The 22,143-nt window shown below is 61.4% G+C and carries 22 protein-coding genes; 12 read left to right on the forward strand and 10 right to left on the reverse strand.

The features are described 5' to 3' along the window. Nucleotides 1-121: 121 nt before the first annotated feature. The 8 genes from AC25BC_RS29945 to AC25BC_RS29980 all read right to left on the reverse strand — a co-directional run bounded on the left by AC25BC_RS29945 (nt 122) and on the right by AC25BC_RS29980 (nt 8,753). Complete coding sequence (locus AC25BC_RS29945; RefSeq protein WP_128438666.1) at nt 122-1,810, reverse strand: ABC transporter ATP-binding protein; 1,689 nt, start codon at nt 1,808-1,810, stop codon at nt 122-124. Continuing rightward, nucleotides 1,807-2,751, reverse strand: a complete 945-nt coding sequence (locus tag AC25BC_RS29950; protein WP_128438667.1) for an acetamidase/formamidase family protein — start codon at nt 2,749-2,751, stop codon at nt 1,807-1,809. Before AC25BC_RS29950 ends, AC25BC_RS29945 begins: the two co-directional genes overlap by 4 nt. A 67-nt stretch (nt 2,752-2,818) precedes the next feature. Then, the gene (locus tag AC25BC_RS29955) at nt 2,819-4,438 is read right to left on the reverse strand and encodes an ABC transporter substrate-binding protein (protein ID WP_128438668.1); all 1,620 of its coding nucleotides are present in this window, start codon (nt 4,436-4,438) and stop codon (nt 2,819-2,821) included. A gap of 25 nt (nt 4,439-4,463) precedes the next feature. After that, complete coding sequence (locus AC25BC_RS29960; protein ID WP_024320038.1) at nt 4,464-5,384, reverse strand: ABC transporter permease; 921 nt, start codon at nt 5,382-5,384, stop codon at nt 4,464-4,466. Beyond that, complete coding sequence (locus tag AC25BC_RS29965) at nt 5,384-6,232, reverse strand: ABC transporter permease (protein ID WP_128407229.1); 849 nt, start codon at nt 6,230-6,232, stop codon at nt 5,384-5,386. Before AC25BC_RS29965 ends, AC25BC_RS29960 begins: the two co-directional genes overlap by 1 nt. Further along, nucleotides 6,232-6,813: an ANTAR domain-containing response regulator gene (locus AC25BC_RS29970; protein WP_128438669.1), complete on the reverse strand. Its 582-nt coding sequence runs from the start codon at nt 6,811-6,813 to the stop codon at nt 6,232-6,234. Before AC25BC_RS29970 ends, AC25BC_RS29965 begins: the two co-directional genes overlap by 1 nt. After that, nucleotides 6,810-7,943, reverse strand: a complete 1,134-nt coding sequence (locus tag AC25BC_RS29975; RefSeq protein ID WP_128438670.1) for a transporter substrate-binding protein — start codon at nt 7,941-7,943, stop codon at nt 6,810-6,812. The genes AC25BC_RS29970 and AC25BC_RS29975 overlap by 4 nt, the downstream gene beginning before the upstream one ends. A gap of 225 nt (nt 7,944-8,168) precedes the next feature. Continuing rightward, a complete protein-coding gene (locus tag AC25BC_RS29980) occupies nt 8,169-8,753 on the reverse strand; it encodes a DUF1349 domain-containing protein (protein WP_128438671.1) in 585 nt (194 codons plus the stop codon). A gap of 228 nt (nt 8,754-8,981) precedes the next feature. Here AC25BC_RS29980 and AC25BC_RS29985 point away from each other — a divergent pair, with 228 nt between their 5' ends. From AC25BC_RS29985 to AC25BC_RS30040, 12 genes are all read left to right on the forward strand, one after another. Further along, complete coding sequence (locus AC25BC_RS29985) at nt 8,982-10,508, forward strand: ABC transporter substrate-binding protein (protein ID WP_128438672.1); 1,527 nt, start codon at nt 8,982-8,984, stop codon at nt 10,506-10,508. A gap of 80 nt (nt 10,509-10,588) precedes the next feature. Continuing rightward, nucleotides 10,589-11,530 (forward strand): ABC transporter permease, encoded by a 942-nt coding sequence (locus AC25BC_RS29990; protein ID WP_003547937.1) that lies wholly within the window; start codon nt 10,589-10,591, stop codon nt 11,528-11,530. Next, nucleotides 11,530-12,399: an ABC transporter permease gene (locus tag AC25BC_RS29995; protein ID WP_012763231.1), complete on the forward strand. Its 870-nt coding sequence runs from the start codon at nt 11,530-11,532 to the stop codon at nt 12,397-12,399. The genes AC25BC_RS29990 and AC25BC_RS29995 overlap by 1 nt, the downstream gene beginning before the upstream one ends. A gap of 50 nt (nt 12,400-12,449) precedes the next feature. Continuing rightward, nucleotides 12,450-12,962: a RidA family protein gene (locus tag AC25BC_RS30000; RefSeq protein WP_017996429.1), complete on the forward strand. Its 513-nt coding sequence runs from the start codon at nt 12,450-12,452 to the stop codon at nt 12,960-12,962. A gap of 68 nt (nt 12,963-13,030) precedes the next feature. Continuing rightward, entirely contained in the window at nt 13,031-14,227 is a 1,197-nt protein-coding gene (locus AC25BC_RS30005) for an aminotransferase class V-fold PLP-dependent enzyme (RefSeq protein WP_128438673.1), read from the forward strand. 32 nt (nt 14,228-14,259) lie between these two features. Then, on the forward strand, nt 14,260-16,095 hold the full coding sequence (locus AC25BC_RS30010) for an ABC transporter ATP-binding protein (RefSeq protein WP_012763228.1): 1,836 nt from the start codon (nt 14,260-14,262) through the stop codon (nt 16,093-16,095). A gap of 203 nt (nt 16,096-16,298) precedes the next feature. Further along, complete coding sequence (locus AC25BC_RS30015) at nt 16,299-17,117, forward strand: bifunctional allantoicase/(S)-ureidoglycine aminohydrolase (protein WP_012763227.1); 819 nt, start codon at nt 16,299-16,301, stop codon at nt 17,115-17,117. Nucleotides 17,118-17,136: 19 nt separating this feature from the next. Further along, nucleotides 17,137-17,670 carry a GNAT family N-acetyltransferase gene (locus AC25BC_RS30020; protein ID WP_012763226.1) on the forward strand — a complete coding sequence of 178 codons (534 nt, stop codon included), beginning with the start codon at nt 17,137-17,139 and terminating at the stop codon, nt 17,668-17,670. Between the two features lie 218 nt (nt 17,671-17,888). Then, the gene (locus tag AC25BC_RS30025) at nt 17,889-18,776 is read left to right on the forward strand and encodes a DUF1206 domain-containing protein (protein WP_003553743.1); all 888 of its coding nucleotides are present in this window, start codon (nt 17,889-17,891) and stop codon (nt 18,774-18,776) included. Between the two features lie 170 nt (nt 18,777-18,946). Next, nucleotides 18,947-19,816: a TIGR02587 family membrane protein gene (locus AC25BC_RS30030; RefSeq protein ID WP_164902991.1), complete on the forward strand. Its 870-nt coding sequence runs from the start codon at nt 18,947-18,949 to the stop codon at nt 19,814-19,816. A gap of 6 nt (nt 19,817-19,822) precedes the next feature. Next, the gene (locus tag AC25BC_RS30035; RefSeq protein ID WP_003553118.1) at nt 19,823-20,233 is read left to right on the forward strand and encodes a TIGR02588 family protein; all 411 of its coding nucleotides are present in this window, start codon (nt 19,823-19,825) and stop codon (nt 20,231-20,233) included. 94 nt (nt 20,234-20,327) lie between these two features. Beyond that, nucleotides 20,328-20,849 (forward strand): cupin domain-containing protein, encoded by a 522-nt coding sequence (locus AC25BC_RS30040; RefSeq protein WP_003553119.1) that lies wholly within the window; start codon nt 20,328-20,330, stop codon nt 20,847-20,849. Between the two features lie 155 nt (nt 20,850-21,004). Here AC25BC_RS30040 and AC25BC_RS30045 read toward each other — a convergent pair whose 3' ends face one another. Both AC25BC_RS30045 and AC25BC_RS30050 read right to left on the reverse strand, forming a co-directional pair. Further along, the gene (locus AC25BC_RS30045; protein WP_003553121.1) at nt 21,005-21,223 is read right to left on the reverse strand and encodes a hypothetical protein; all 219 of its coding nucleotides are present in this window, start codon (nt 21,221-21,223) and stop codon (nt 21,005-21,007) included. Nucleotides 21,224-21,283: 60 nt separating this feature from the next. Then, nucleotides 21,284-22,129 (reverse strand): pirin family protein, encoded by an 846-nt coding sequence (locus AC25BC_RS30050; protein WP_128438675.1) that lies wholly within the window; start codon nt 22,127-22,129, stop codon nt 21,284-21,286. Nucleotides 22,130-22,143: the final 14 nt, after the last annotated feature.

Genomic DNA, 22,143 nt, shown 5'->3' on the forward strand with positions numbered 1-22,143 from the left:
GGGCTGATGTCACCCCGAAAATGACAATCCTGCGACCGACGCGGCGCGCGTCTCTTTTACGAAACGCGGTCAGCCGACGAGGCGCTCCTCGTCGACATTTTAGTCAGTCTCAAACCTTCAATCACGCATGCGCTTCCTTGCCGCGATAGACCTCCGGATCGGGGATCGGAACCGCGGCGATCAGCGCGCGGGTGTAGTCATCTCTCGGGTTTTCGAAGATATCCCGCCGTGTGCCGGTTTCGATGATGTGGCCGGCGCGCATGACGGCGACGTTGTGCGACATGCGCTCGACCACCGCCATGTCGTGGGAGATGAAGAGATAGGCGAGCCCCATCGTTTCCTGCAGTTCGAGCAGCAGGTCGAGCACCCGGGCGCGAACGGAGACGTCAAGCGCCGCGACGCTTTCGTCGGCGACGATCAGCTTCGGCTCCAGCGCTAGCGCCCGGGCAATGCAGATGCGCTGGCGCTGGCCGCCTGAAAATTCGTGTGGATAGCGCGTCGCTGCATCAGGCGTCAGGCCGACCCGGCGCAACAGTTCGGCGACGCGGTCCTGCCGTTCACCGTGGTTGCCGATGCCGTGGATGAGCATCGGTTCGCCGATCGCCTTGCCGACGGCCATGCGCGGGTCGAGCGAGGCATAGGGATCCTGGAAGATCATCTGCGCCGAGCGGCGCACGGGGCGCATTTCGCGCTGGCTGAGGCCGGCGATATTGCGCCCGTCGATCAGCACGTTGCCCTGGAAGGGGATGAGACCGAGCACGGCCTTGCCCGTCGTCGATTTGCCGGAGCCGCTTTCGCCGACGAGGCCGAGCGTTTCACCCGGAAGGATATCGAAGGAAACGCCATCGACGGCTGCGACCGGCGGCTTGCCCTTGAAAAACCGGCTTGCGGCATTGCCATAGGTGACGGTGAGGTCGCGCACGTTCAGCACCGGCGTGCGGTCCGGATGCAGTGTCTCGACGGCGCGCTGGGTGATGCGCGGCGGACGGTCGGTGCCGGCAAGCGCGCCGAGCCGCGGGACGGCGGCCAGCAATTGCTGCGTATAAGCCTCCTTCGGCCGCTGGAAGATGGCGAGCGCCGTTCCCTGCTCGACGATCCTGCCGTTCTGCATGATGACGACGCGGTCGGCCATTTCGGCGACGACGCCCATGTCGTGAGTGATGAGGATGATCGAGGCGCCGAATTCGCGCTTCAACTGACGCATCAGCTTGAGGATTTGCGCCTGCACGGTGACGTCGAGCGCCGTCGTCGGCTCGTCGGCGATCAGCACCTTCGGCCGGCAGGAGAGCGCCATGGCGATCATCACCCGCTGGCGCATGCCGCCGGAAAGCTCGTGCGGATATTGCTTCAGCCGCCGGGCCGGCTCGGTGATCTGCACGGCATCGAGCATCTTCAGCGCCACCGCCTCGGCATTGTCGCTGCCCTGGTGCGCGCGGATTGCTTCGGTCAGCTGGTTGCCGACCGACATGACCGGGTTGAGCGAGGTCATCGGTTCCTGGAACACTATGGCGATATCGCCGCCACGGACGCTGCGCATCGCCCGGTCGGAAAGCGTGAGCAGGTCGCGCTCGCCAAGCAGCACGCTGCCGGAGGCGACCCGCAGCGAGGCTTTCGGCAAGAGCCCCATGATCGACAGCGAGGTGACCGATTTGCCGGAGCCGGATTCGCCGGCAATGCAGAGCGTTTCGCCGCTTGCAAGCGCGAAGCTGACATCCTGCAGCACCGGCTTGCGGCCTTCGGGTGTGCGGGCATCGACGCTCAGATTGCGAAGGCTGAGCACCGGTTCTGCGGCGGGCATGGCGTCGTTCACGCGAACACGATCCTCGGGAAGTAGAAGGAAACCACCCAGTTCGGCTGGTCGACGATCTCGCTGATGCGCAGATCGCCGCAGACCGAGCAGAGCAGATAGGCATCGATGGCGCTCATGCCATGTTCGGCGCCGAGAAGATCGATCATGCGCATGACGCTTTCGCGCGCCCCGGTCATCAGGTCAGGGCCGATGCCTGTCGTGACCTCGTAGCCGGCGCCGTCGAGATGGCGGGTGACCGGTTCGGTCGTAGTGAAGCGCGGTGTCTGGAGCTTGGCGTCCTTGACGAGCTCGATCGTCGCTTCGACGTTCATCTGGCTTTCGATCGCCGTGCCGCAGACTTCGCCATCGCCCTGGGCGGCATGGGTATCACCGATCGAAAACAGCGCGCCGTCGACCTCGACAGGCAGGTAGAGCGTCACCCCGGCCGTCAAGTCGCGGATGTCCATGTTGCCGCCGACGCGACGTGGGGGAACGACGGAGTGGGTGCCGGGCTCGGCAGGCGCGACGCCGATCGTGCCGGCGAAGGGCTTCAGCGGCACGCGACCGCCCGGGCCGTAAAGGGCGGGCACCATACTGTTGGCGTCATAAGACCAGACGTGCAGCGCCGGATCCTTGAACTGGTCGGCAAGCAGGCCGAAGCCTGGAATGTTGGCCGTCCAGCCGATGCCCGACGGAATGAACTTGCGTAGCGTCACCTTCAGCGCATCGCCGGGCTCTGCGCCTTCGATATAGACCGGGCCGGAGACCGGGTTGATCTTGCCGAAATCAAGCGCGTTCAGCGTTTCGAGCGTCGCGTCGCTTCCGAGCTGGCCACCTGATGAATCCATGCATTCGAAGTGGATCGTCTCGCCAGGCTTGGCGACGACGGCGGGGGCGAAATCCTTGTTCCAGCCGAAATTATGCTGGGCGCGGTGGATGGTATGGGTGCAGGCGATGCACATGTCATGTCTCCCTCAATTTTATGACGCCTTCCCGGCCGGGACCGGGAAGGCTTTGTTTCTTCAGGGCTTATTGCTTGACGTAGATCGCGTCGTAATTGATGACGCGGGTCGGATCGATGTAGATGTTGTCAGCACCGCCCATACGCAGCGACTTGGCGACGACGCGGCGTTCGTTGATGACGGGGATCCACGGCGCATCGGCCATGATGTCTGTGAAGATCTTGCCCCAGGCGGCGGTGCGCTCGGCCGCCTTTGCCGGATCGGACATGGAGTCGGCGGCAACGGCGCGCTTGTCGAGATCGGCGTTGCAGTACCATGACCAGTTCCAGCCGCCCGGAACCGCGCCGGCGCAGCCGAGGATCGGGCCGTAGAAGTTGGACGGGTCCGGGAAGTCGGCGATCCAGGCCATGCCGCCCGACCAGATCATCGGCGCTTCGCCTTCCGTGCCGCCCGCCGAGATGACGTTTGCCTGGGCCAGCGCCCGGACTTCGGCCTTGACACCGACGGCGGCCAGATCCTGCTGGATCGCCTGGGCGATGCGCGGCTGCGGGTCGGTATTGGTGGAGTAGAGCACGGTCTCGAAGCCGTCGGGATAGCCGGCTTCGGCAAGCAGCGCCTTGGCTTTCGCCACGTCATAGGCATAGCCGGTGAAGGCCTTGTCGTAGCCCGGCATCAGCGGCGGCAGCGGCTGGTTGGCCGGCGTTGCGCGGCCGTTGAGGATGCGGGTGATGCGATCCTTGTTGATCACCATGTTCAACGCCTGGCGAACCTTGACATTGTCGAAGGGCTTTACCTTGGTGTTCAGCGTGATGTAGCCGGTGTGCAGCTGTTCGCCGTCGACGATCATCTGCGCGCCGTCTGCCGAATTCTTGATTTCGAGGAACTTTGCCGGCGGAATGCCGTCGCCGGCAATATCGACCTCGCCCTTCTGCAGGCGCAAGAGCGCCACCAGCGGCTCCTGGCCGACCTCGACCTTGAAGCTGTCGATATAGGGAACGCCCTTGACGAAATAATCCTTGTTGCGCTCGAAAACGAGCTGCTGGCCGATCGTCCAGTCCTTCAGGATGAAGGTGCCGGAGCCGACCGGCTTCTTGCCGAAGTCGCCGGCGGCGGCCTCGACGGCTTCCTTCGGCACGACCGAGGCGAAGTTGATCGCAAGCACGTGCAGGAAGGTGGCGTCGGGGCGCGAGAGGTTGAAGATGACGGTGCTGTCATCGGGCGTCTCGATGCCGGAGAGCGTCGTCGTCTTGCCGGCGGTTTCATCCTCGAAGCCCTTGATCGCGCCGAAGAAGCCGGCGCCGGGGCCTTGAGTCTTCGGGTCGACGGCGCGTTCGATCGAATATTTCACGTCGGAGGCGACGAGTTCGCGGCCGTTCGAGAACTTCACGCCCTTGTGCAGCTTGAAGGTATAGGTCATGCCGTCGGGCGAAACGGTGAAGCTTTCGGCAAGCGAGGGAACCGGGTTCGGCGTGCCGGGCGTATAGTCCATCAGGCGGGAATAGAGGCTCTTGATCATCGACCAGTTGACCCAGTCGTAGCCGATCGCCGGGTCGAGCGTGGTGATGTCGTCCTTGTAGGTGACGACGATATCGCCGCCCTGCTTGGGCGTTTCATCAGCCATGACGGACAATGGAGCGAGCGCCACCATCGTTGCCATGGTCGTCTGTTGCATCCAGCGTTTGAACATCTTGGTTCCCCTTCTTTGGTTGCTGTCAGCGTGTGCGGATGCGCGGATCGATGACCGGCGCGACGAGATCGGCAAGCAGGTTGCCGATGATGATGGCAAGTGCCGAGGTCAGCGTGACGCCCATGATGATCGGGATGTCGACTTGCTGGATCGCCTGCCAGGCGAGCTGGCCGATGCCGGGCCAGCCATAGACCGCCTCGACCACGACCACGCCGCCCATGAACTGACCGATATCGATGCCGATCATGGCGATGATGGGCAGTACGGCGTTGGGCAATGCGTGGCGCAGGATGACTCGCTTCGAGGAAAGGCCCTTGGCGCGCGCCGTGCGGACATAATCCTGGTTTAGCACGTCGATCATCGACGAGCGGACCATGCGGGCGTACCAGCCGGCGCCGCAGATGCCGAGTGTTACGGCAGGCAGGACGAGATGCGAGAAGCTGCCATAGCCACTCATCGGAAACCAGCCGAGCGTTGCCGCCAGCAGGTAGAGCAGCAGAAGCGCAACGAGGAACTGCGGCGCCGAGGTGCCGACAAAGGAGGCCATCATCACCAGTCGGTCGACGAAGCCGCCGCGGCGCACGGCGGCGATGGTGCCGAGCGTCAGGCCGAGCACCACCTCGACGAAGATGCCGGCAAGCATCAGCGTCAGTGTTGCCGGCAGGCGCGCGGCGATCAGCGTCCAGACATCGGTCTTCTGCGCATAGGAGCGGCCGAGATTGCCGTGCAGCAGATTGCCGAGATAGGTGCCGAACTGGACCAGCAGCGGCTGGTCGAGGCCGAGTTCATGGCGGATGTTGGCGACCGTCTGGGCGGTGGCGCTGCGGCCGGCGATCATGCGGGCCGGGTCGGCCGGAAGGGCGTAGAGCAGCACGAAGGTGATCGCCGCGACACCGAGCAGGATCAGAGCCGCCTGCGCCAGCCTGCGGAGCATGAGTGATGCCATCAGCCCCTCCCGCGCTGGGTCGGGTCGAGAATGTCGCGCAGCGCGTCGCCCACCAGATTGAAGGAAAGTGCCGTCAGAAGGATGATCGCGCCGGGAATGAAGACCAGCCAGGGGGCGGCCTGAAAATAGCTTTGGCTCTCGAAGATGATGTTGCCCCAGGAGGGCTGCGGTGGCTGGACGCCGACGCCGAGGAAGGAGAGTGTGGCCTCGAGCAGCACGGTGGTGGCGATGCCGAGCGTCCCCCAGACGATTGCCGTCGGCATGAGGTGCGGCAGGATATGCATGAAGAGCACACGCATATGGCCGGCGCCGAGCGAGCGTTCGGCCATGATGAAATCGCGCTCCACCAGGCCGCGAGTCTCGGTATAGACGATGCGGGCGACCTGCACCCAGTTGACGAGCGCGATCACCATGGCGACGATCCAGAGGCTCGGCTTCAGCAATGCGGCAAGCACGATGGCGAGCAGCAGCGCCGGAAAGGCCATCATTAGATCGGTGAAGCGCATCAGGATGTTGCCCAGCAGCCCGCGGAGATAACCGGCAACGATGCCGACGAGGAGGCCAATCGCCACCGCGATGCCGTTGGCGACAAGGCCGATGATCAGCGAGGTGCGGGCGCCAAAGAGCAGGCGGGAGAAGAGGTCGCGGCCGAGCGTGTCGGTGCCCAGCAGATAGGGCCCGCCCGGCGGCAGCGGTGCGCCTTCGAGCGAGAGGCCGTCAAACATCTGCTCGTCGGGGCTGAACGGCGCGATCCACGGCGCTGCGATGGCGAGCGCGATGACGAGGGTGACGACGATCAGGCCGAAGAGCGCCGTCGGCTGGCGGATCATCTGTTTCAGCACATGCATCAGCCGGCCTCCGGCAGGGGTTCGGCACCCGCCAGGATGAAGGCTGATATCTGCTCCATCGGCAGGCGGCGGCGCATGGCGCAATTGCGCAGGATTGCGTAAGCGTTCTCCTCGTCGATGCCGTGTGCGGCCTGCAGCTTTTCGACGGCGGCGTGAACAAGCGGCCGCAGCCGGACGCGCTCTTCGAGATATTGCAGCTTTTCCGCAGTCGCCTTGCGCTCCTGATGAATGGAGACGGCCATGACAAGCGCCGGATAGACGGCCGATGTGGCGATCGGCTTGGCGATGATCGCGCCGGCGCCCTGTCCGAGCGCCCAGGCGATGCGGCCGGGCGCTTCCGAACCAAGCAAGGCGACGACGGGGCAAGCAGGCGTTTCGCCGTTCCAGGGCAGCAGATCGTCCCAGCCCTGGTCGGCATCGACGATGACGAGATCGGGCAGTGCCGCAGCCGAAAGCGGCGCCCATTGCAGCGTTGCATGGATGCCGAGCAGGCGAAGCTGGCGGATCAGCTTTTCGGTGTTGCCGTCCTCGCGATGCAGGACCATCGCCTGCCAGCCGGTGAAATTGGGTGTCTCTCTCATGACACCACCCTTAGCCGTGGAAAGGCCTGGCGGTTGCGGCCGGTCAGATAGGGGTCGGCGGCGAGCGGCGGCCGTGAGGTGACGACATCGAAGCCGTTGTCGGCGTTGATCCGGCCGAGATGGAAGGGCAGGGCGGCATGATTGGTCTCGCGGTCGATCGAAAGCGTGCCGAACGGGGTCGGCCAGGAACGATTGTAGAGCTCGCGCCGGACGGCGTCAGGCTCGTCACCGCCGGCAGCGACGATCGCGTCGACGCAGAGCCGGACGGCCGTATAGGCGCTGGCAAAGACGCTGGAGACACGCCGCTCGGCGCCGTGACGCTCAGTGACACGGGCCTTGAAGGCGGCATTTTCGGGGGTCGCGATACTGTCGAAATAGGAAGCGGCGCACAGCTGGCCGGCAGCAGCTCCGGCGGCGATATCGTCGAGCTCGCATTCCATCAGATCGCAGCTCACCACCGGGCAGTTTTCCGCGCGAAAGGCCGGGTCGCGATCACCGAGGGCCTTGATCGCCTCCAGGAAGGCGTAGCTCGAGGGGCCGATCAGATTGTTGAGGATGAAGCTCGGGCGGCGCTGCGCGATCTCGGCGACGATGCGTTCGACGGCGGTTTCCTCGAGCGGAAGATAGCGTTCGCCAAGCACTTCGCCGCCGGCATTGGTAATCAGTTCGCGGGCGAGCCGGTTCATCTCCCAGCCCCAGACGTAGTTGGCGCCGACGAGGTAGGGCCTTGCGCCGTAACGTGGGATCAGGTGCTCGAACAGCGGCAGCAGATGCTGGTTCGGGCAGCCGCCGACATAGATGACGTTCTCGTTGGCCTCGAAACCTTCATAAGGGCACATGTACCAGAGCAGGCCGTCATGTTTCTCGACGAGCGGGATGACTTCCTTGCGTGCCGCAGAGGTGATCGTGCCGACGATATGGCGGCAGCCGGCGCGCAGAAGATGACGCGCGCCATCGAGATAGGCGGCGAGATCGGCATGCGGATCGAAGAAGACGGGCTCGATCGCCAGCCCTTCGACGCCGGCATATTCGGCCATCGCAAAATCGGCGCCGTCGCGGGCGTCGCGGCCCATCGAGCCGTAGGGCCCGGTGGTCGAAAAGAGGATGCCGATTTTCAGCGCGTCATTCATGAAGTGACCACATCAAAAACCCCACGACGCTGGTCCCATCGAGCGATGAGGCGTCATGGGGCGAAACTGCCCAGAGACTATCGGAGTCATGTCAATGCGGCCGGCCTTTTGCCTAATCCGCAGGCTTGAGTAAAATACAGGCAGCTCGTCTTTGTCAAGTGTGCTGCGCTGCACTCGCGGTCATTTGATCTCGTTCTTTCGGTAGAGCCTCGAAAGGACGCTCTTCTAGCTCAAGTCATGCAGATCCTTGGCAGTCGCCGGCCCAATCGAGAATTCGCAAAAGCGGACCGTTAGTCCGCCACGCTCCGGCGTGCAGGCCGTGGGTCCGACCTCGTAGTGCGCTGCAGCCGGGAAGGGCGCTAGCCGCAGCAGCGGCCAGAAACTGCCGTCGCGCGAGGCCTGGATGCGCATGGCGCTCTTGGCGACGGTGACGCGGATATAGAAATCCTCGAGTTCCGTGAAAGGCTGGGCCACGGACCAGTCGGACCTGCCATCGGTGACGACGGTGCTGAGGAAGGGTTCGCCGTCGGTGAACTCGACGCCCGTCTTCACCCAGCGTTTTTCGTCGATGCGCACCATCAGGCCTGCCTGGTCGTAGAGCGTGCGGAATTCGCCCTGAACGCGGATTTGCGCAGTGAAGCCGTCGGCCGTGGGAAAGGCGAGGAAATGGCCGCTGTCGCGGGTGAAGCCGTAATGGGTCTCCCGCCAGAAATCGGTTCTTTCGTCGGTCGTCAGGGTGAGGCCGGCGTCGGCCGCCCGCCATTGAGCCGGCTCGTTCAGCCATTTGCCGTCGTTGAAATCGATGCTCATCCTGTTCTCCCGTTCCGTTAAAAGTCTCACCGCAGGGCGATTGGCTCATCTTGGCATAATGCCCGGTCTTGTTGCAGGCTGGCGCAGCCGAAGATTGTGTGTTTTTCCGGCGTCCCGATATCCGCCGAGGGCATAATCCGTCGCTCGTGCTTGACAGGATCGATCCATCTCCTATTCTGTTACAAAAAGATGAGTTACATAATTGTGGAACTAAACGGGAGACCTCAGATGAAAACACTGGTCGCATTCCTTCTTGGCACTGCGCTCGTCGCCCTGCCTTCGACACTTCTTGCCCAGGAAAAAGGCGGCGTCATCAATGTCGCGACGATCGGCGAGCCGCCGACGCTCGATCCGATGTCGTCGACGGCCGATCTGGTCGGCATCGTCACGCAGCACATTTTCGAAACGCTCTACACCTTCGACAGGAGCTGGAACGTTACGCCGCTTCTCGCCGAAAGCCTGCCAGAGATCAGCGCCGACGGCAAAACCTATACGATCAAGCTCAGGACCGGCATCAAGTTCCACGACAATACCGATATGACCTCGGAAGATGTCGTCGCCTCGCTTGGCCGCTGGATGAAGATCGCTTCGCGCGGCAAGCAGGTGGCCGGCTTCATCGATAAGGTCACCGCCGTCGATCCCTCAACCGTCACGATCACGCTGAAGCAGCCCTATGCGCCGCTGACCTCGCTGCTCGCCTTCAACAATTCGGCCGCCATCATCATCCCATCCGAGAAGCAGGACGAGCCGATGAAGGACTTCATCGGCACCGGTCCCTACATGCTGAAGGAGCGCAAGGCCGACCAGTATATCCAGCTTGTCCGCTTCGATGGCTACAAGTCACGTGAAGGCGACAGCGATGGCTATGGCGGCGCCCGCCACCAGTATCTCGATGAGATCCGCTTCGTGCCGGTGCCGGATCCGAACACCCGCGTCGAGGCTGCCGTTTCCGGCCAGTACGACTACGTCGACTCGATCCCGGTCGAATCCTACGACAAGCTGAAGGCCTCCACCGCCTCGCAGCCGATCATCCTGAAGCCCTTCGGTTATCCCGTCTTCGTCTTCAATACGAAGGAAGGTATTGCTGGGAATGTCGAGGTCCGCAAGGCGATCCGCCAGGCGCTCAGCATGGAAGACATGCTGGCCGCGGCTTTCGGCAGCACGGATTTCTACGCGCTCGACGGCGCCATCTATCCAAAGACCTTTGCCTGGTCGACGGATGCCGGCGTCGAGGGCGCCTATAACGCCGCCGATCCGGAAGGGGCTGCCGCCGCCGCCAAGAAGGCCGGCTACAACGGCGAACCGATCCGTATCCTGACCAGCCGCCAGTATGAGTTCCACTATAAGATGGCGCAGGTCGCCGCCGAATATCTGAAGCTTGCCGGCTTCACCGTCGATATGCAGGTTGTGGACTGGGCGACGCTGACGCAGCGCCGCACCGATCCGAAGCTCTGGGATATCTACATCACCCATAGCCCCTTCCTGCCGGAGCCTGCCCTGATCGGCTCGCTCTCGACCAGCTCGCCGGGCTGGTGGGATACGCCGGCCCGCAAGGCTGCCGTCGATGCCTTCACCTCGGAAGTCGATCCGAAGAAGCGCGTGGCGCTCTGGGCCGATGTTCAGAAGGCGATCTATGCCGACGCACCCTTCATGAAGATCGGCGACTTCAACGCCGTTTCGGCGGAATCGACCAAGCTCGAAGGCGTCGATCCGGCTCCGTGGCCGTATTTCTGGAATGCTTCGATCAAGAAGTAAGCATCGCCACCGATACCGGCTATCCCTGGTCGGTATCGGTCTTCTTTTTCGTAGCATCTGCAAGGGTTTGCCAGGTATTCATGATACGCTACATCCTCCAGCGCCTGTTCGGCATGATCGTCGTGATGTTTCTCGTCGTCACGATCGTCTTCGTCATCGTGCGCGTGACCCCGGGAGATCCGGCCGCCGTCATGCTCGGGCCGGATGCGACGCCGCAGGATATTGCCGACCTCAGGGCTCGCCTCGGCCTCGATCAGTCGCTAGGCCTGCAATATGTCTATTATATCGGCCAGATGCTGAGAGGTGATCTCGGCCAGTCGATCTTCCTCAACATGCCGGTCACCTCGGCCTTGCTCGACCGGGCCGAGCCGACCTTCTTCCTGACTTTGTTTTCGCTCGCAATCGCCAGCATCATCGCCCTGCCGATCGGCATTTATGCCGCTTATCGGCGCGGCTCCTTCATCGATCAGGCGGCAACGACGCTCGCGATGTTCGCCGCCAGCATTCCGAGCTTTTGGCTCGGCCTGATCCTGATGCAGTTCTTCGCCGTCAGGCTCAATCTCTTCCCGGTCTCGGGTTATGGCGGTCCGGGCTCGACCTTCTTCGAGCGCATGTATCACCTGACGCTGCCTGCCTTTGCGCTCGGCATCGTCTCCTCGGCGCTGATCCTGCGTTTCACCCGCGCGTCGATGCTCGATGTGCTCGGCGACGATTATATCCGTACCGCCCGCGCCAAGGGATTGATCGAGCGACGGGTGATCCTCAAGCACGCGCTGAAGAATGCGCTGATCCCGATCCTGACGGTGATCGGCCTGACGGCAGCGGTGCTGATTTCAGGCGCCGTCGTCACCGAGACCGTCTTCGGCCTGCCTGGTGTCGGCAATCTCGTCGTCTCCGCGGTTCTGCGCCGCGACTATCCCGTCATCCAGGGGGCTCTGCTCGTCATCGCCGCTCTCTACGTGCTGATCAATTTTGCGATCGACATGCTCTATCTGTTGATCGATCCGAGGGTGCGCTACTGATGGCCGATATCGCAATCAAGCCCGTCGAAGGTGAGGGCAGCAAATTCACCAGGCGCCTGCTGAAACGCAAGACGGTCGCCTGCGGCCTGCTGATCCTGACGATCTTCGTGCTTCTGGCGGTCTTCGCGCCTGTTGTCGCGCCCTATTCGCCGTCGAAGCTTTCCATCGTCAACCGGCTGAAACCGCCGAGCGGCATGTTCTTCTTCGGCACCGACGAGTTCGGCCGCGACGTCTTTTCGCGTACGATCTTCGCCGGCCGCCTGTCGCTGCTCGTCGGTGTTGCGGTCGTGACCTTGTCAGCCGTGATCGGCGTGACGCTCGGTCTGCTTGCCGGCTTCTTCCAGAAGCTCGATACGCCGATCGCCCGGCTGATCGACGCGATGATGGCGTTTCCCGATATTCTGCTGGCGATTGCGCTCGTCGCCGCCCTCGGGCCGTCGTTGACGACGGTGATCATCGCGCTGTCGATCGTCTATGCGCCACGCCTTGCCCGCATTGTCCGCGCATCGACGCTGGTCATTCGCGAGCTGCCTTATGTCGAGGCGGCGAGGGCGCTTGGCATTTCGACCTTCCATATCATGACCCGGCATGTCCTGCGCAACCTGCTGTCGCCGATCCTGGTGCAGGCGACGTTCCTTTTCGCCAGTGCCATGCTTGCCGAAGCCGGCCTGTCTTTCCTCGGCCTTGGCGTCAGCCCTGAGATCCCGACCTGGGGAACGATGATCGCCGCCGGCCGGCAGTATATCGGCCAGGCCGACTGGATGACGCTGTTTCCGGGTGTCGCCATCATCCTCTCCGTACTGTCGCTGCAGATGGTCGGCGATGGCCTTAGGGACATGCTCGATCCAAGACTGCGCAAGGATCTTTAATCCGCCGACCAAGCGTCGGCCCAATCGAAATTCGCCAAATCGAAAATTGCATGACAGGAGTTTGCGTGAATCAGTTTCCCACCGCCGCCGGCAAGGTCGAGAACTCGCCTTACGAACGGCTTGCCGCCCTCGGCATTGCGCTGCCGCCGCCGCCGCCGCCGATCGCCAATTTCGTCACGCACGTAATCGAAGGCAATATGCTCTATCTCTCCGGCCAGGGACCGCGTGAGGCCGACGGTTTCATGCATGCCGGCAAGGTCGGCGGTGGAGTCAGTATCGACGAGGCCTACGGCCATGCGCGGCTGACGGGCATCAACCTGCTTGCCGTCATGCAGGATGCGCTTGGCGATCTCGCCCGGGTCAAGCGGGTGGTGAAATTGCTCGGCATGGTCAATGCCGTGCCTGAGTTCGAGGATCATCCGAGCGTCATTAACGGCTGCTCGGATCTGCTGATTGAAGTCTTCGGGCCGGCCGGCGAACATGCCCGCTCGGCCGTCGGCTTCGGCTCGCTGCCCGGCAACATCACCGTCGAGATCGAGGCAATCGTCGCCTTGCACGGCTGACGGGAACTCGACACACTTGATCGACCGCCCCATGTTTCGTTTTTCGACCCAGAATCCTGGAGATCTCCATGTCCACTGATATCCGCCCGTCGCTCGGCCTTCGCCCTGTCATCAATGTATCGGGCACCATGACCAGCCTCGGCGCCTCGATCGTCGTTCCAGAAGCGATCAGCGCGATGGCATCGATCCTGCCGCATTTCGTCGAGATCAACGACCTGCAGCGCAAGGCAAGCGGCGTCATCGGCCGGCTGACCGGCGGCGAGGCGGGCTTCGTCACCGCCTCCTGCTCGGCCGGCATTTCGCTGGCTGTTGCCGGCGCCATCACCGGCAACAATCTGCTGGCGATCGAGAGGTTGCCGGATGTCGTGCCGGAGAAGAACGAAGTGCTGGTGCAGATGGGGCATGTGGTCAGCTACGGCGCCCCGGTCGACCAGGCGATCCGGCTTGCCGGCGGCAAGGTCGTGCTTGTCGGGCAGGCGACCTCGACGCATCGCTTCCACATGGAAAACGCCATCACCGACAAGACCGCGGCTGCCGTCTATGTCGTCTCCCACCATGTCGTCGATTACGGCCTTTTGAACCTCAAGGAATTCGTCGAGATTGCCCATGCCAAGGGCGTGCCCGTCATCGTCGATGCCGCCTCGGAATATGATCTCAGGATTTTCCTGGAGCAGGGGGCCGATATCGCCCTTTACTCCGGCCACAAATTCCTCGGCGGTCCGACTTCGGGCATCGTTGCCGGCAGCAAGGAGCTGGTGCGTCATGCCTTCCTGCAGAACATGGGCATCGGCCGCGGCATGAAGGTCGGCAAGGAGAGCATCTTCGGCGTCATGGCGGCACTCGAAGCCTGGGAAAATCGTGACCATGCCGGCATCCGGGAACGCGAGACCGGCTATCTCAACCTGTGGAAGCGCACGCTCGACGGCCGCCCTGGCCTTACCGCGCTGATCGAGCCCGATCCGACCCACAATCCGCTCGAGCGGCTGCGCCTGATCGTCGATCCCGAGCCAGCCCATATCACCGCCTGGGATCTGGCCGATGCGCTTGCCAAGGGCAGCCCGCCGATCATCGTGCGCGATCATGAGGTGGAGCACCGCTATTTTTATCTCGACCCCTGCAACCTGCACCCGGGCGAGGAGACGGTCGTCGCGGAGCGCCTGGCGCAGGAGCTCGACAAGGCGCGCGCGTCCAATGAGATCATCGCAACGCCCATCGAGAACCGTAGCAGGCACCGCTTCGACGGTGCGCTGCGCTGGCCGGATTGATCCGCCGCTTACCTGTCGCAAGAGGAACCACCATGGCCAGTGCCCAAACCCAACCGATCCAGGCGACGACCGACGTTCTTTCCGTCGAAGGTCTGACGACATCCTTCCTGGTGGACGGTGTCTGGAAACCGGTCGTGCGCGATGTGTCTTTCACGGTGGTGCCAGCGGAGACAGTGGCGATTGTCGGCGAATCCGGCTCGGGCAAGAGCGTCACCTCGCTCTCGATCATGCGGCTGCTGCAGGCGGACACGAGCCGTGTCGAGGGCCGCGTCATGCTCGGCGGACGCGACCTTCTGGCCTTGCCGGAAAATGCCATGCGGCAGGTTCGCGGAAACGAGGTGGCGATGATCTTCCAGGAGCCGATGACATCGCTCAATCCGCTCTTCACCATCGGCGACCAGATTTCCGAAGCGCTGCTCTGCCATTCCGACATGAGCAAAACCGATGCGAAGGCGGAGACGATCCGGCTCTTGGAAAAGGTCCGCATCCCCTCGGCCGCCTCGCGCTTCGGCGAATATCCGCACCGTTTTTCCGGCGGCATGCGCCAGCGGGTGATGATCGCCATGGCGCTCGCCAGCCGGCCGAAATTGCTGATCGCCGACGAGCCGACGACGGCGCTCGACGTCACCATCCAGGGCCAGATCCTCGATCTCATCAAGATGCTGCAGGACGAGGAGGGGACCTCCGTTCTGTTCATCACCCATGACATGGGTGTCGTCGCCGAGATCGCCGACAGGACGGTGGTGATGTATCGCGGCGAACAGGTGGAAAGCGGCGCCACCGCCGATATCTTCCACCGCGGCAAACATCCCTATACCAGAGCGCTACTATCCGCCGTGCCGGTGCTCGGCTCGATGCAGGGCAGGCAAAGGCCGCTGCGCTTTCCCGTGGTCAACACCGCAACGGGTGAATCCGACATTCCCGTCGAGGTCACCGATACGGTGGCAGCGACGCCGGTCCTGCAGGTGAAGAACCTCACCAAGCGTTTCGATATTCATTCCGGTCTGTTCGGCCGGCTGACCAGCCGGGTGCACGCAGTGGAAAACGTTTCCTTCGACCTTCATGCCGGCGAGACGCTGTCGCTCGTCGGCGAATCCGGCTGCGGCAAATCGACGACCGGCCGCGCCATCATGCGGCTCATTGAGCCGCAGGCCGGTTCCGTTCTCGTCGAGGGCAGGGAGGTGCTCGGCCTCGACAGGAAGGATCTGCGCGAGATGCGCAAATCCGTGCAGATGATCTTCCAGGATCCCTTTGCCAGCCTCAATCCGCGCATGACGGTCGGTGCTGCGATCGCCGAACCCTATCTCGAACACAGGATGGGCAATTCGAAACAGGCAAAAGACGTCGTCGCCGATCTGCTGGTGAAGGTCGGTCTGTCGGCGGATATGGCAGCGCGCTACCCGCATGAATTTTCCGGCGGCCAGCGCCAGCGCATCTGCATTGCGCGCGCGCTTGCCTTGCAGCCGAAGGTCATCGTCGCCGACGAAAGCGTCTCGGCGCTCGACGTCTCGATCAAGGCGCAAGTCATCAACCTGATGCTCGACCTGCAGCAGAGCCTCAACCTTGCCTTCCTGTTCATCTCGCACGATATGGCGGTAGTCGAGCGCGTCAGCCACCGGGTGGCGGTGATGTATCTCGGCGAGATCGTCGAGATCGGCCCGCGGGCCGCGGTCTTCGAAAATCCGCAGCATCCCTATACGAAGAAACTCATTGCGGCAGTGCCCGTGCCGGATCCGGACCGTCGCCACGAAAAGCGGATGGTGGCGAATGACGAGATCAAGAGCCCGATGCGCCCGGTCGATTATCAGCCCGCGAGCACGTCTTATCGCGAAGTCGGGCCGGGCCATCTGGTCATGGCCGATCGGTAAGCCATAACGCAGCCCGTCTTTTCGTGACGCCTGAAGATCGCGCTGTAACATCCTGAATTGCTGTCTAGTTTATCCTGAGGCCTGGTCCGATTTCAGGAATTATGCAGTCCGTCAGTTGGCTCCGCTCGGCCCATTGGGAGTTGCCTAACGTGCAAACGGCGCATAAAGCAGATGCATAACCAAATGCCGCGAAGCCTGGACCGATGAACAGAGATTATTATTCCAAACTCGGCGGATTGCCGCCGCAAACCGAGCTGCTTTCCAGCAAGGCCGTCTTCACCACAGCCTATGCGGTTATCCCACGCAGCGTCATGACGGATATTGTCACCAGCGTCCTTCCGCATTGGACGGGGACACGGGCATGGGTTCTCTCCCGGCCGCTCTCCGGCTTCTCCGAGACCTTCTCGCAATATGTCATGGAAGTTCAGCCGGGCGGCGGAAGCGACCGGCCGGAGCCCGACAAGCGGGCGGAAGCGGTCCTGTTCGTCGTCGAAGGCGAGATGACAGTGGAACTCGAAGGCGTCAGCCATGCGCTTCGCGCCGGTTCCTTCGCCTATATTCCGGCGGGTTCGGTCTGGCGCCTGAAAAACGGCGGCTCGACTGCGGCAAAATTCCACTGGATTCGAAAGGCATTTCAGGAGGTCGAGGGGCTGGAGCCGCCGCCGGCGATTGTCACGCATGAGGACCAGCACCCAATCTCGGCAATGCCCGATACCGATGGACGCTGGGGGACGACCCGGTTCATCGATGCGGCCGATGTCCGCTACGACATGCACGTGAATATCGTGACTCTGGAGCCGGGCGCCGTGATCCCCTTCATGGAAACCCATGTCATGGAGCATGGTCTCTATGTGCTAGAGGGCAAAGCCGTCTATCGGCTGAACCAGGATTGGGTCGAGGTCGAGGCCGGCGACTTCATGTGGCTGCGCTCCTTCTGCCCGCAGGCATGTTACGCCGGTGGCCCCGGCCGGTTCCGCTACCTGCTCTACAAGGACGTCAACCGTCACATGACGCTCTGGTAGGAGCTAATGGTGAGAGACGATGCAGCTCGAAACTGAACGCCTGATTTTGAGACCCTGGCAACAACAGGATCGCAAGCCCTTCGCTGCGATCAATGCCGAGCCCGACGTCGTCAGATATCTCAACCCTCTGACCGACGAACAGTCGAATGCGATGCTCGACCGCATCGACCTTCACTTCGAGGATCATGGCTGGGGGTTCTGGGCGCTGGAGGAAAAGGCAAGCGGCGCGTTGATCGGCATGTGCGGCCTCGCTAAGGTTTCACCTGCTTTGCCATTTGCCCCGGCAGTCGAAATCGGTTGGCGGCTTTCAGCGTCTCGGCACGGCGCCGGCTATGCGCGCGAGGCCGCGGAACGGTCTCTCGACTTTGCATTCAACGAGCTGAAGCTTGACCGCATCGTCAGCTTCACGGTGCCCGCAAACAGCAATTCCTGGGGTTTGATGAGACGGCTAGGGATGAACCGGATCGGTGAATTCGATCATCCCAATCTGGCCGAGGGGCATCCGTTGCGCCGTCACGTGCTCTATGAACTGCGATCACCAAACGATATTTGAAAGCCGGATCTCAGGGGGCCCCCGGCTGAGTTTCCCAGGAAACTGGAGTGTATGTAGTTAATTGACGCAATCTATAATTGTAAAAGTGGCATAATCTATCTTATGGAACTGAAATATATTGAGCCGCGTTTCGCGCTGCTCGCAATCTCGTTTCATTGGCAACCCCTGTTGGCGTCCGACAGTCAAATTTGCGATAAAAGTTCGAGGACCTTGCCTCGTTGAAGACATTCATCGCGGAGAAGTCGGAACTGTTTTGCTGGGCGCTCGTTAAATCCGCGGCGGGGGAACCAGAGATGACCAGGTCGAAATTTGAATGGCTTGCGCGGGCTGGATATAGCGCCCGAGGCATTGTGTTTTTGCTCGTTGCTGCGCTCGCAGTATTTTCGAGCTTCGGCGGCGGAAAGGCCGATACCAAATCAGCGCTCGACGCTGTCTTGGAACAGCCATTAGGCCGAGTGTGGCTGGGGTTGATAGGGCTCGGGCTACTCGGCTTCGTAGCATGGCGGCTTGCCCAGTCCATCGCAAACGCAGACAACCATGACCACAGTTTGAAAAGCTACCTGATCCGTGCCGCTCTTCTCGGGAGCGCCGTGACGTACTTGGGGTTGGCGATATACGCCTTTCAGGACGCACTTGGCTTTGGATCCGGTGGTGACGGCGGAGAAAAGGGCTTGGCAGCTTGGGTCATGTCGCAACCGTTTGGTCGATTCCTAGCTGGTGCGATTGGTCTCGGGTTTGTCATTGGTGGCGCCGTTACAGCGCTGAAAGGTATCACGAGGCGGTTTGAGCGATATCTCACGCTCGGTCAAAGCCGACCTCTGTTATTGGTTTGCATCTATGGGCTCGTTTCCCGTGGGGTCGTTTTCGTGATCGTCGGCATCTTCTTTTGCTATGCGGCCTTTACCGTCGATCCGGGCCAGGCAGGGAGCATAAGTGATGCCTTGACCTTCGTGAGACAGCTTCCGTTCGGAGCTGTTCTCTACCTCGTCGTGGCTATCGGCTTGGCTGCGTTCGGAATCTATAATTTGGTCGAGGCACGATATCGAACCGTGTCGACCCCAAATCTCTCGCAGGTACGGTCGGAGCTGCCACTATCTCACAACTGAGAAGCATTCGAGAAAAGTCATGTCAACCTTGATGTCCATGACGGCTTTGACTTCGGCGGCGCTGGTGCTCATGCGTCCAACCCGCGCTTCTGCAGCGAGCGCCTGCGCTTTGAATGCCGCTGCCTCGGTTTACGGGTGGTGGGAGTTTTTCATTTAGGGGGAGATCAAACTTGAGTGTCGCGATCACGCGCGAGGATTTCGATAGAAGCAAATTTTTTGCAGGGATCGCACGCGGTATTGCGGGAGCATTGCTTTTCGCGCTGCCCATGTTCATGACCATGGAAATGTGGGAGCTCGGCTTCTACATGGACCGCAGCCGCCTGTTTCTCTTGCTGATCGTCAATATTCCCCTTCTCGTTATTCTCTCGGACCGGATCGGATTTGAGCGGACGTCAACCTGGCGACAAGCGATCCGTGATGCAAGCATTGCCTATGGCCTTGGGGTTCTGGGCAGCGCACTTATCCTCTTCGCCATGGGGGTTCTGAAATACGACCAATCTCCGCACGAGATTATCGGAATGATCGCGATCCAGTCCATACCTGCCAGCATCGGCGCGATGCTAGGTCGGAGCCAGCTCGGCGGACAATCGGACGATGGCGTCGATGCCAAGGAAGGCGATAGTGATGACCCAATCCACGAACGGGAAACGAGCTACGCCGGTGAACTATTCCTGATGGCGGTCGGCGCCCTGTTCCTCAACCTCAACGTCGCGCCCACCGAGGAAATGATCTTGCTCTCCTACAAGATGACGCCGTGGCATGCCTTGCTCATGATCGCCGCCTCGCTGGCAGTCATGCATGGGTTCGTTTACGCCCTTTCTTTCAAGGGGAGCCACGATCTCGCCGAGGGTACGCCAAGCTGGCACGCTTTCGTTCGCTTCACCCTGCCGGGCTACGTAATTGCCGGTCTGATCAGTGCCTATTGCCTCTGGACGTTCCATAGAACCGATGACATCGGGTCTACCCAAATCCTTATGGCCGTTGTCGTTCTGAGCTTTCCCGGTGCCATTGGCGCGGCAGCAGCTCGCCTGATCCTGTGAGGCACGATGACAAAAATCTCCAACGGCAAAAATCTGGAAGCAGGCGAACCGCATTGGATTGAATGGGTCACGGGTGTCGTCTCGGCCGTAATTGTCCTTGGCGTGATTGCTTGGATTGGCAAGGATGCATTGGTTGACCGTGACTCTTCGCCGAACCTGGTCGGGGTCGTGCTGCAAACCGAAAAACGCGGCGATGGTTTTCAAGTTCTCTTCGAAATCCGAAACGATTCAAGCGCGACCGCGTCGCAGGTAACCGTCCAGGGCGAGATACGAGAACAAGATTCGGTCCTTGAAAACGTCGAGACCGTCTTGGATTATGTCCCGGGACACTCGAAGGCCAAAGGTGGGCTGATATTCCAGCAAGACCCCGCCGGGAAGACGTTGACGGTCAGAGCGTCCTCATTTGATGAGCCATAGTCGAGTTGGGATTTCTTGCGAGACCAGCGCCTCCCCAACCGTGCCAGGCTGATTAGCTCAACGAAGATCGGATATATGCTTGGGAGACATTTTTATGACCGAGGATGCCACTGACCCGGTTGTCGTACACGAGCTGCAGCTACAGCGAAGCAGCTGGGTGCCAAACAACCCGAAACTGTCAGTTCTAATCTATCGACGTGCGCTTTCAGCCGCAGCAGGCAGCAAGAGTTTCGAAGACCTGTTCGCGAGCAACGGATGGACCGGGATATGGCGGAATGGCATCTTCACCTACGACCATTATCATTCTGGTGCCCATGAGGTGCTTGGTATTGCCAGGGGCACGGCGAAGCTTTTGCTCGGCGGGCCAGAGGGCAAAGAAATCGATGTCGCAGCGGGCGATTGTCTGATCTTGCCAGCCGGGACCGGCCATCGGAACCTTGGGGCGAGTGCGGATTTTTCTGTGGTAGGAGGCTATCCGCCCGGACAGCATGCAGACATACTGACATCAGCTCCGTCTGAAGAGCAACTTTTGACCATTGCCGAACTCTCGATCCCGAGCAGCGACCCTATCGAGGGCGCCGATGGATACTTGGTTCGCGCATGGCGCAGAGATTGATTGAGGTTCCTTGGGATGCCTGGTCAAACTGAAAATGCGAGGGCGCGCTCCATGCCACTAATCACGCAGCCGCCGTGTAGTCAGCACGCCGCGCGAGACCGTTCGGATAGTCGGCATTCCGACAAGAGCGTCGATTATTCCCGGAGTTCTATTGGTCAGGCCGTTCGTCCAAGGGTGGAAAGTGCGTCCTGAAGTCTGAGCGTCGCCAGAGCCTTGGTTGCCTCGTCCGAAGACCATCCCGCTTCCAGCGCCGCAGACAGAACCAGCGATTCCGTTTGAAGCTCGAGCTTCTCATAAAGCGGCTCGATGGCTTCGCGCGCCGTTACAACGTGCTGGTCCGGTGGGGTGATGGGTGTGGCGGCAACCGTAGGCATGAAATGCTCCTCCTATTGAACGCTAAGGTTCGAAACCCGTTAGGGGCATCCTTGTTCCATTCATATCGCCTTTTCGGTCTTCGAGCGGCGATGCGAAAGATGACGACGCCACATATGGCGAAATTTCCTCCATCGCAGGAACGCGCGAATGATGATCGCCGGCGGGATCTTCTTGTGGTCGCCGACAGTCCCCTGCTTGGTGATAGTTGCGTTCGGGTCGAGCAGAAACGCGACCAACGTACTTGCACTCTGCGCCTCTACTTCGAGCTTGTCACCCGATAAATGCAGCCCCTGCTCGCCTTCGGCGAACGGTCGCGTATCGACGACAACGAAACCGCTAAAGACATAGAAATAGAGGTCTCGGCGATGTTTCTGCGGGAATTCCACCCGTATGCCTGCGTCTAGCCGGATATCAAAGACGTCGATCGCACTGCGGACATAGAAGGGCGCGCCCTCTCCTTCGGGCCCGACCAGGTGTCGCCAGACGTTTGCCGCGGCAGCTGCCATCGGCCCGTGCTGGATCTTCGGCTCCAGATCGACCGCGTAAGGGCGAACGAGGATCTGCAGCATTCGCAAAGGTGGATCGGATGCCAGCGTCTCTTCGGAATGCCAAAAGCTTGCTCCGGCATTCATCACCATCAGATGGTCACGGTCGATAACCAACCGGCCGGCAGCCTTGTCGTCGTGACGCATGACGCCTTCCGGCACCCAGGAAATAATCTCGTCGTTCCTGTGCTCATGCATGGCGATCATGCGGCCAGGATCGAGGATGGATTCAACGACCATGGCGAGAGGGCCGTGGCCGTGATCAGTCGAATTGGGCTTCAACCACCCCGGCATGTTGAGGTGCGTGACGAAGCCTCCCATATCCCGCACCACGAATGTTCGTTCGCCCTTGAGCAGCATCGCAACCTCCATGC

The organism is Rhizobium sp. WSM409, from assembly GCF_057653825.1.

Coding starts and splice junctions, on each gene's coding strand:
- AC25BC_RS30045 (WP_003553121.1), bottom strand. CDS start 21,223: ATGCCTACGGTTGCCGCCACACCCATCACCCCACCGGACCAGCACGTT.
- AC25BC_RS30050 (WP_128438675.1), bottom strand. CDS start 22,129: ATGCTGCTCAAGGGCGAACGAACATTCGTGGTGCGGGATATGGGAGGC.
- AC25BC_RS30010 (WP_012763228.1), top strand. CDS start 14,260: ATGGCCAGTGCCCAAACCCAACCGATCCAGGCGACGACCGACGTTCTT.
- AC25BC_RS30005 (WP_128438673.1), top strand. CDS start 13,031: ATGTCCACTGATATCCGCCCGTCGCTCGGCCTTCGCCCTGTCATCAAT.
- AC25BC_RS29975 (WP_128438670.1), bottom strand. CDS start 7,943: ATGAATGACGCGCTGAAAATCGGCATCCTCTTTTCGACCACCGGGCCC.
- AC25BC_RS30035 (WP_003553118.1), top strand. CDS start 19,823: ATGACAAAAATCTCCAACGGCAAAAATCTGGAAGCAGGCGAACCGCAT.
- AC25BC_RS29960 (WP_024320038.1), bottom strand. CDS start 5,384: ATGGCATCACTCATGCTCCGCAGGCTGGCGCAGGCGGCTCTGATCCTG.
- AC25BC_RS29950 (WP_128438667.1), bottom strand. CDS start 2,751: ATGTGCATCGCCTGCACCCATACCATCCACCGCGCCCAGCATAATTTC.
- AC25BC_RS30015 (WP_012763227.1), top strand. CDS start 16,299: ATGAACAGAGATTATTATTCCAAACTCGGCGGATTGCCGCCGCAAACC.
- AC25BC_RS30000 (WP_017996429.1), top strand. CDS start 12,450: ATGACAGGAGTTTGCGTGAATCAGTTTCCCACCGCCGCCGGCAAGGTC.
- AC25BC_RS29970 (WP_128438669.1), bottom strand. CDS start 6,813: ATGAGAGAGACACCCAATTTCACCGGCTGGCAGGCGATGGTCCTGCAT.
- AC25BC_RS29965 (WP_128407229.1), bottom strand. CDS start 6,232: ATGCATGTGCTGAAACAGATGATCCGCCAGCCGACGGCGCTCTTCGGC.
- AC25BC_RS29995 (WP_012763231.1), top strand. CDS start 11,530: ATGGCCGATATCGCAATCAAGCCCGTCGAAGGTGAGGGCAGCAAATTC.
- AC25BC_RS30020 (WP_012763226.1), top strand. CDS start 17,137: ATGCAGCTCGAAACTGAACGCCTGATTTTGAGACCCTGGCAACAACAG.
- AC25BC_RS29990 (WP_003547937.1), top strand. CDS start 10,589: ATGATACGCTACATCCTCCAGCGCCTGTTCGGCATGATCGTCGTGATG.
- AC25BC_RS29955 (WP_128438668.1), bottom strand. CDS start 4,438: ATGTTCAAACGCTGGATGCAACAGACGACCATGGCAACGATGGTGGCG.
- AC25BC_RS30040 (WP_003553119.1), top strand. CDS start 20,328: ATGACCGAGGATGCCACTGACCCGGTTGTCGTACACGAGCTGCAGCTA.
- AC25BC_RS29985 (WP_128438672.1), top strand. CDS start 8,982: ATGAAAACACTGGTCGCATTCCTTCTTGGCACTGCGCTCGTCGCCCTG.
- AC25BC_RS29980 (WP_128438671.1), bottom strand. CDS start 8,753: ATGAGCATCGATTTCAACGACGGCAAATGGCTGAACGAGCCGGCTCAA.